Raw genomic sequence first — 7198 nt, 5'->3', positions numbered from 1 at the left:
TTAAATTAGATAGGTTTATTGTTCTCCTTTGGAAATAGAGCTTATAGTTTTATGCTATAGGCTCTATTTTTATTTATGAAAGTTTGTCTATTTATTACCCTATTTTTAGTTATAATATCTTATAATTTTTTTGAATGTAAAATTGTTTTTGTATATTATTATATTTTGTAATGATTTAAAGTTTATGTCAGTAAAAAAATGCTTTGATTTTTTTATAGTGTGAGTATTTGTATATACTAAAAATTTTTAACTTTGTCAATTTTTTGTTGTTCTTTTTCCAGCCGCGTACGCTCTGCGGACTTCGTCAAAGAACCAAAAAGTGCAAATATAAAATTAGTATTAAATCATACTAATTATGTTTTACATGTAAGATAAATTACTAAATTTAAGTTGAAATGCAGCCTTTCGCGAAACGTATCCGAGCTTGTCGAGGATATAGCTTCTTTGTGGCAATACCACAGGTACTTCTTCAGTCGCAAAAGAGTGGGGGGTGGTGCAAAGCCAAAAATATAAAACCAAAACATAAATTTATTTTTGACAAAGTATATTTGTTTAGATATATAATATTTTTGATTATGTATAACAAACTTTATAGAATATAAATTTTTTATTGAGTATAGTATTTTATAGTTTTTGTTTATATAATTAAATATTTTTAGATAAAAAAATTGCAATTATTAAGTATAAAATAAAAACAGATTTTTATATAATTAAATATATTTTTATATTTAAAATCAAATGCCCCACCATTGAGAAGCATCTTGTTGGTACGCCCATTGATATGAGCTAGCACTTTTTATCCAAATTTTAGCTAATTGATTTCCACTTTTAAATATATAAAGTCCATTTACAGCATATACTGTTTCAGTATCAAATGAAGCATCAGTATTGTTAGTTAGTATAACTACAGCATTAAAATTAGTTTGATATCCGAAATACTGAACTCCCCATCCAGAACTAGCAGTAACTTTTTCTGTAGTTGGATCCATTGTTCCAACATTTGCCGAACTAGCTGTTAATGTTGTACCGCTTCCTGTTCCTTCTGGTCTAGGTATTACTGGGCATATAGTACTTATTGGAGTTTCTATATATTTTTTATCTACTAAATCATTTGTACCATAAGCAGTAACTGATACATAGTATAATGTATTATTATTAAATGTATAAGTTGGAATTTGTATTACAAAATTTGTTCTTGTATGTTTTGCCCTATTTACTGTTGGATATGCCTTTTTAGAATTTTGTATTGCATCATCAGGCTGTGTAAATGAATCAGAATCTTTGGCATATATATTAAATCCAGAAAAGTCCGAAGCTATAACTCCTGACCAAAAACTTATACTTACTTTACCATCACCTGGTATGGCTTGAATATCATAAGGCGGATTATATTCATCTACTACTGTAATTAATTCTTCATTACATGAAATAAATGTAAATATTATTAATATAATAAATATATAAATTTTTTTCATAATTAATAGCTAAGTATGTTAGCAGCAGTTTGACGGCAATAATCAACTGTAGCACTCGTACCGCTTACACTCCTTACATATATTTTTCCATAATATGCATTATTGTTTTCTGTTATTTTTATAAGGTATAACCTATTAGCTTTTACTTCCAAATCTATATTACCATATCCATTTTCTGGAGGAACAACAATATCTTCAAGGGAATTTCCTGACATAACCATCATACTTCCATTAGCAGCATTTTGAAAATACAATTTACCATTAACAGTTGTTACAACAGCAAGATCTCGTCCCTCTATATTAAGTTTATCTCCAGATGATATTGTTTGATTCAAAGCCTCTGGTCTTGGAGTACCCATTTGTACAAAATTATCATAATAATAATAACTTTCTAATTGAGGGGTTATTTGATATGCTGATACCCAAATATATACTGGTATTCCATTATTTAGATCAGTATTTTTTAATGTATCTACATCATTATTATTGGTGGAATAATAACTTCCTATTTCAATAGTGAAAGTAAATTTACGTGGAGTTTCTGATTTAGTTTCAGACATAGTTGGGCGAGCTTTTTGCTGATTATATAATCTATATTTTCTTGGATTAGTTTTATCTCCAAAATATATATTATATCCGCTAAATGACGGCTCATTATTTTGTGCTTCAAATTCAACTGTTAGTTTATTATTGCCAGGTATAACTTTTGTTATATATGGCTGGTTTAATTCTAGAGTTACTCCTGTAACATCCGGTAAACCGCATGATAACATTAAAATTGAAAATATGAAACATAAAAACATTTTTAATTTATTATTCATAAGTATATTATATATAAAAAATATAATTTATCAATAGTTATTTATTTGTACTTCCAAATCCGCCCTCCCCTCTTTGCGTATTAGAAATAGAATCTACTTCTTCAAAATCTATTTTTTCTACTTTAGCAAATACCATTTGAGCTATTCTATCACCATTATTTATAGTAAAAGGTTTATCTGTTAAAGAAGCTAATATAATTTTTAATTCTCCTCTGTAATCACTGTCTATGGTAGCGGGAGAGTTTAAGCAAAATATACCATTTTTTAAAGCTAATGAACTTCTGCTTCTAATCTGTGCTTCATAACCTTCTGGAATCTCAATAAAAAGACCTGTAGGTACTAATACAATATCATTTTTATTTAATGTAATTGGTGCATCTAAATTAGCATGCAAATCTAGACCAGAAGAGCCTGGGGTTTGATATTTTGGTAATGGATTATTTGATTTATTTATAATTTTTATTTTAAGCATCATTTTCTCCAATTATTTGTATCATTTTGTAGATTGAAAAGGATTATATTACTATCTTAGTAAGAAAGCAAGTATCATTATTATAATTAATGCTGTAATTCCTTGTACAAATGTTGCTAAAGTTCTTGCTTTATATGCATCATTGATTTTTAATCCGGATAATTCAACAACAATCCAGAAATAACTATCATTAGCATGTGAAGCTATCATAGATCCGGCACCTATTGACATTAATACTAATATTTGAGATATAGGAGTTACAAATCCTAAAGTATCAAGCAAAGGAGCAAATAAACTAGCAACTGTAACGACTGCTATTGTAGAAGAACCTAACATTATTTTTAAAGCAGATGCCATTATAAAAGGTAATATTAAACCTAAATTAACTGAAGCAAATATATGACCTAGTTCAGGTATGATTTTTGCAAGTTCAGTAGATTTCAAAACTTCCGCAAAAGCACCGCTGGCTCCAACTATAGCTAATATGCTTCCTGAAGATCTTATACCATCGCCTATCCACATCGCTATTTCTTCTCTGTTAAATCTATGAGTTAATAGAAGTGAGAATAAAAAGCCTATAAATAATGCCATAGTAGGTTCACCTAAGAAAATTAATACATTAACTATGAAACCTTCACCTAAATGTAATGAATCGAATCTTACTATACTTCCTATAGCCATTAATAATATAGGTACAATTATAGGGGCTAATGCCTTCCAAGCAGAAGGAAGTTCGCCTATATCGCTAATTAAAGTTTCATAAGTAGGTGATTTATCTGGATACTTTGGCTTTTTTATATATTTTGATATAAATATACCATATATTGCCCCAACTAATGATGTTGGTATAGCTACTATTAAACCAACTATAATTATAGTTAATAAATGAGCTTCAAGTCCGAATAGATTTACAACTGCAGCCGGCCCAGGAGTTGGAGGAATCAAAGCATGAGAGGCATAAAGTCCAGTAGACAATGCAACTGATAATGCTACAGGAGATGCTCCGCTTTTTTTAGCTACAGCTTTTCTTAGAGGTGTTAATATTAAATAACCAGAATCACAAAAGACAGGTATTGAAACTATGAATCCTAATATATTCATAGCTAAAGCAGGGTGAGATTTTCCAACTATTTTTAGTACTATCTCACCTAATTTTAAGGCGGCACCAGACATTTCTAATATATTACCAATGATACTTCCTAGTACTATCAATATACCAACATTTGCTAATGCGTTACCGAAACCTTTACCTATTAATGCTGATATTTCTGTTATATAATTACTGCCCTTACTCGAGGGAACATGCAGGGTAAATGCTAAAAATATGGCAACTAACAACATTGCTATAAATGGATGCACTTTAAATTTAATAGTCAAAACCATTACAACAATAATTGATATCGCCAACATAGCTATTACAAAATAACTAATCATTAGATATCCTTTTTAGTATTTATCTTTATATAAATTTATAGTTTTTAATCTTCCTCTGGAACTTCAGCATGTATATAGCCTTCTTCAAAGAATTCTACTAATTCTTTTTCAGCTTCTTTTGCTATTTCTTCCATACCATCTTCATATTCAATTTCTAGTATAAGATTTGCACCTTGAAATGCTCCAAGTCCCATAATATTGAATACACTTTTAGCATCTGCTCTAACGCCGTTATATAATAGAAATATTCCTATATTGGCATAGTCAGTTTTGCTTGAAATTTGTGATAAAACGCCTGCAGGTCTAAGATGCATACCGTTTTTGCTTTTGATTGTAACTACATTTGTTAAAGTCATTAGATATCCTGAGAATTTATTTTATATATTAAGTATAGTATATTTTTATTTGTTTTTCAATATATTTATTCTATAATAAACATAGTTTAAAAAATAACTAACTTTATATGTTCTTATATAAGAAATAATAAGTCACTATTATATGAACTTTATATTTTTTAGTTTTTTATTATACTTTTTATTAATTAAATATTTAGAACAATATTTATTTACTGCATAATTCTAAACATTTTTCAAGCCATTTACAAGTATTTTCTTCACGCATAATAGCTCCCATTAATACTAAATAATCGCTGAAACTATTTGTGTTTTTTTCAGGAATAACAGATGAAAATTTTTTTTGATTATTTTTTAAATGCTCTAGTCTTTCTTTATGCTGATTTAAATGATTAGTTATAAGATTTATTCTCATTTCTTCTGATAAACAATCTGAGAAAAATAACTGCAGCCTAAATTCATCTTTAAATGTAGGAGGAATCTCTATTTCTGACTCAAGCCACTTCATAAAATCTTTTTTTCCAAGTTCAGTAATAGAATATAATTTTTTTTCTAAAACAGTTCCGGATATTTCTATTTTATATTCTACCATACCTTGTTCATTGAGTGATTTTAATTCCGGATATATTTGACTATGTTTCGCACTCCAAAATTCGCATAATGTTTCTTCAAATTCTTTTGTTATGTCATATCCTGTCATACTTTTTTGATTTAAAAGTCCTAAAATGGCATATTTTAACACTCCCATAAAAATCGCTCCAATTATTTGTTCTATATGTTTATATTTTAGCATTATATCATTATTAATATATAAAATCTATAGTGTAAAACATATAAAAACTAATATGTATATATTGACACGTTTATATCTATATGTTATTATTTGTATACATGAAAACTGTTTAACCTTTAAATAAAGGATAAGAATATAACATTTTATAAATGTTTACATATAATAATAAATCGTGGGAGTATATTATGAATTATACAAAAAGAGATGGTTTATACTTTTTGTAGTATGTTTAGCCAATTTATGTTTAGGTTCAATTTATACTTGGAGTGTATTTGCTGCACCTATGGCTGAATATTTGTCTGGAATATTAGGAAAAACATTAACTTCAGCAGATTTAGCTATAGTATATACAATAGCTAATAGTGTTGGCCCTATAACAATGATAAGCGGAGGCTGGGTTAATGATAAATTCGGACCTAAAAAAGTTTTATTTGTAGGCGGTATGATGTGGGGACTTGGAATGCTTCTTTCAGGATTTGCTACAAGTGTTGGATTTTTAATTGTATCTTATGCTTTAATAGGAGGACTTGGATTAGGCATGGCTTATGGTACAGCAATAAGCAGCTGTATAAAATTTTTTCCAGATAAAAGCGGATTGGTAGGAGGTATTATAACTGCAGTATATGGTTTTGGTTCTGTAGCACTTCCTCCTATAGTTACAATGATTGTTAATAAATTTGATGCCCCTACAGCATTTAAAATTGTTGGTGTAGTTTTTTGTATTATACTTGCATTTTGTTCTTTCACTATAGAAAAATGTCCTCCAAACTTTATACCAGATGGTTGGACTCCTCCAGAAAAGAAGAATTCAAATTCGGTCACTATTAATAAAGATTGGAAAGGAATGCTTAAAACTCCAGCATTTCTATGTAATGATACTTCTTTTTACTTGCGGAGCTTTTACAGGAATGATGATTACTTCTCAAGCTTCAGCAGTTGCAAGAAATTTAGTTGGTATGAGTGCTATTGCTGCAAGTACCGCAGTTTCAGTTCTAGCATTATTTAATGTATTTGGAAGAATTGTAGCAGGTTATTCTTCAGATAAAATAGGAAGAATATTAACATTAGCTTTTTCATGTGTTCTTGGTGCAATAGGATTATTATGTCTTTATAAATCAGGAGAAGGAACTAATGTTATCTTCTATATTGGCATATCTATAGTAGGACTTTGTTTCGGTTCTTTTATGGGAGTTTTTCCAGGATTTACAGCTTCAAAATTTGGAACATTAAATAACAGTGTTAATTATGGAATAATGTTTATTGGTGTTGCTATAGCTGGATATTTCGGCCCTACTGTTATGGGAAGTATGTACCGTCAATACGGAAGTTATCAGAATGCATTTTTAGTGGCATGTGCTTTAAATATTTTTGGAATAGTATTAACAATAATTTATTCTATTTTAGACAAAAGAGAAAAGAAAGCTAATTCTTAATTAATATATTAAAGTAAAATATATTTTCTAAAAAATTAGTTTTAAAAAATTGCGGAGCTTTGCTTACAGCTCTGCATGCTTAGGCACCATACTTCTTTTGGACGAATGAAGTACTGCGACCATAGGAAGTCCTTTAGGATGGTATTGCTATAAAGAAGCTTATATTTTCAATAGACTCGGATACGCTTCGCGAAAGGCTATATTTTAGCTTAAATTTAGTAATTTATCTTATATGAAAAACATGATTATTATGATTTGATATTAATTTTATAATTGCACTTTTTGGTTCTTTGACGAAGTCCGCAGAGCGTACGCGGCGGGAAAAAGAACAATAAAAAATGATAAACTTAAAAATTTTTAGTATACATTACATTATTATTTATTACATAGCATAGATTTGAAAAAATACACATAATG

General features: G+C 28.8%; 8 protein-coding genes. 2 read left to right on the top strand and 6 right to left on the bottom strand.

The window, feature by feature from the left end; all coding sequences use genetic code 11:
• Positions 1 to 734: 734 nt before the first annotated feature.
• The 6 genes from Q0K52_RS00330 to Q0K52_RS00305 all read right to left on the bottom strand — a co-directional run bounded on the left by Q0K52_RS00330 (position 735) and on the right by Q0K52_RS00305 (position 5303).
• Positions 735 to 1475 carry a hypothetical protein gene (locus tag Q0K52_RS00330; RefSeq protein ID WP_297295295.1) on the bottom strand — a complete coding sequence of 247 codons (741 nt, stop codon included), beginning with the start codon at positions 1473 to 1475 and terminating at the stop codon, positions 735 to 737.
• Positions 1476 to 1477: 2 nt separating this feature from the next.
• Entirely contained in the window at positions 1478 to 2296 is an 819-nt protein-coding gene (locus Q0K52_RS00325; protein WP_297295293.1) for a hypothetical protein, read from the bottom strand.
• 37 nt (positions 2297 to 2333) lie between these two features.
• A complete protein-coding gene (gene dut, locus Q0K52_RS00320; RefSeq protein ID WP_297295291.1) occupies positions 2334 to 2768 on the bottom strand; it encodes a dUTP diphosphatase in 435 nt (144 codons plus the stop codon).
• Between the two features lie 51 nt (positions 2769 to 2819).
• Positions 2820 to 4202, bottom strand: a complete 1383-nt coding sequence (locus Q0K52_RS00315; RefSeq protein ID WP_297295289.1) for a GntP family permease — start codon at positions 4200 to 4202, stop codon at positions 2820 to 2822.
• Positions 4203 to 4246: 44 nt separating this feature from the next.
• Positions 4247 to 4558, bottom strand: a complete 312-nt coding sequence (locus Q0K52_RS00310; RefSeq protein ID WP_297295287.1) for an HPr family phosphocarrier protein — start codon at positions 4556 to 4558, stop codon at positions 4247 to 4249.
• Positions 4559 to 4763: 205 nt separating this feature from the next.
• Entirely contained in the window at positions 4764 to 5303 is a 540-nt protein-coding gene (locus tag Q0K52_RS00305; RefSeq protein WP_297295285.1) for a PadR family transcriptional regulator, read from the bottom strand.
• Between the two features lie 217 nt (positions 5304 to 5520).
• Here Q0K52_RS00305 and Q0K52_RS00300 point away from each other — a divergent pair, with 217 nt between their 5' ends.
• Both Q0K52_RS00300 and Q0K52_RS00295 read left to right on the top strand, forming a co-directional pair.
• Positions 5521 to 6354, top strand: a complete 834-nt coding sequence (locus Q0K52_RS00300; RefSeq protein ID WP_297295283.1) for an MFS transporter — start codon at positions 5521 to 5523, stop codon at positions 6352 to 6354.
• A complete protein-coding gene (locus tag Q0K52_RS00295) occupies positions 6257 to 6781 on the top strand; it encodes an MFS transporter (RefSeq protein ID WP_297295281.1) in 525 nt (174 codons plus the stop codon). The genes Q0K52_RS00300 and Q0K52_RS00295 overlap by 98 nt, the downstream gene beginning before the upstream one ends.
• The last annotated feature ends 417 nt before the right edge of the window (positions 6782 to 7198 follow it).

This window comes from uncultured Brachyspira sp., from assembly GCF_944390845.1.
Taxonomy (GTDB): domain Bacteria; phylum Spirochaetota; class Brachyspiria; order Brachyspirales; family Brachyspiraceae; genus Brachyspira; species Brachyspira pulli.
This window is presented reverse-complemented; position numbering and strand designations above follow the sequence as displayed.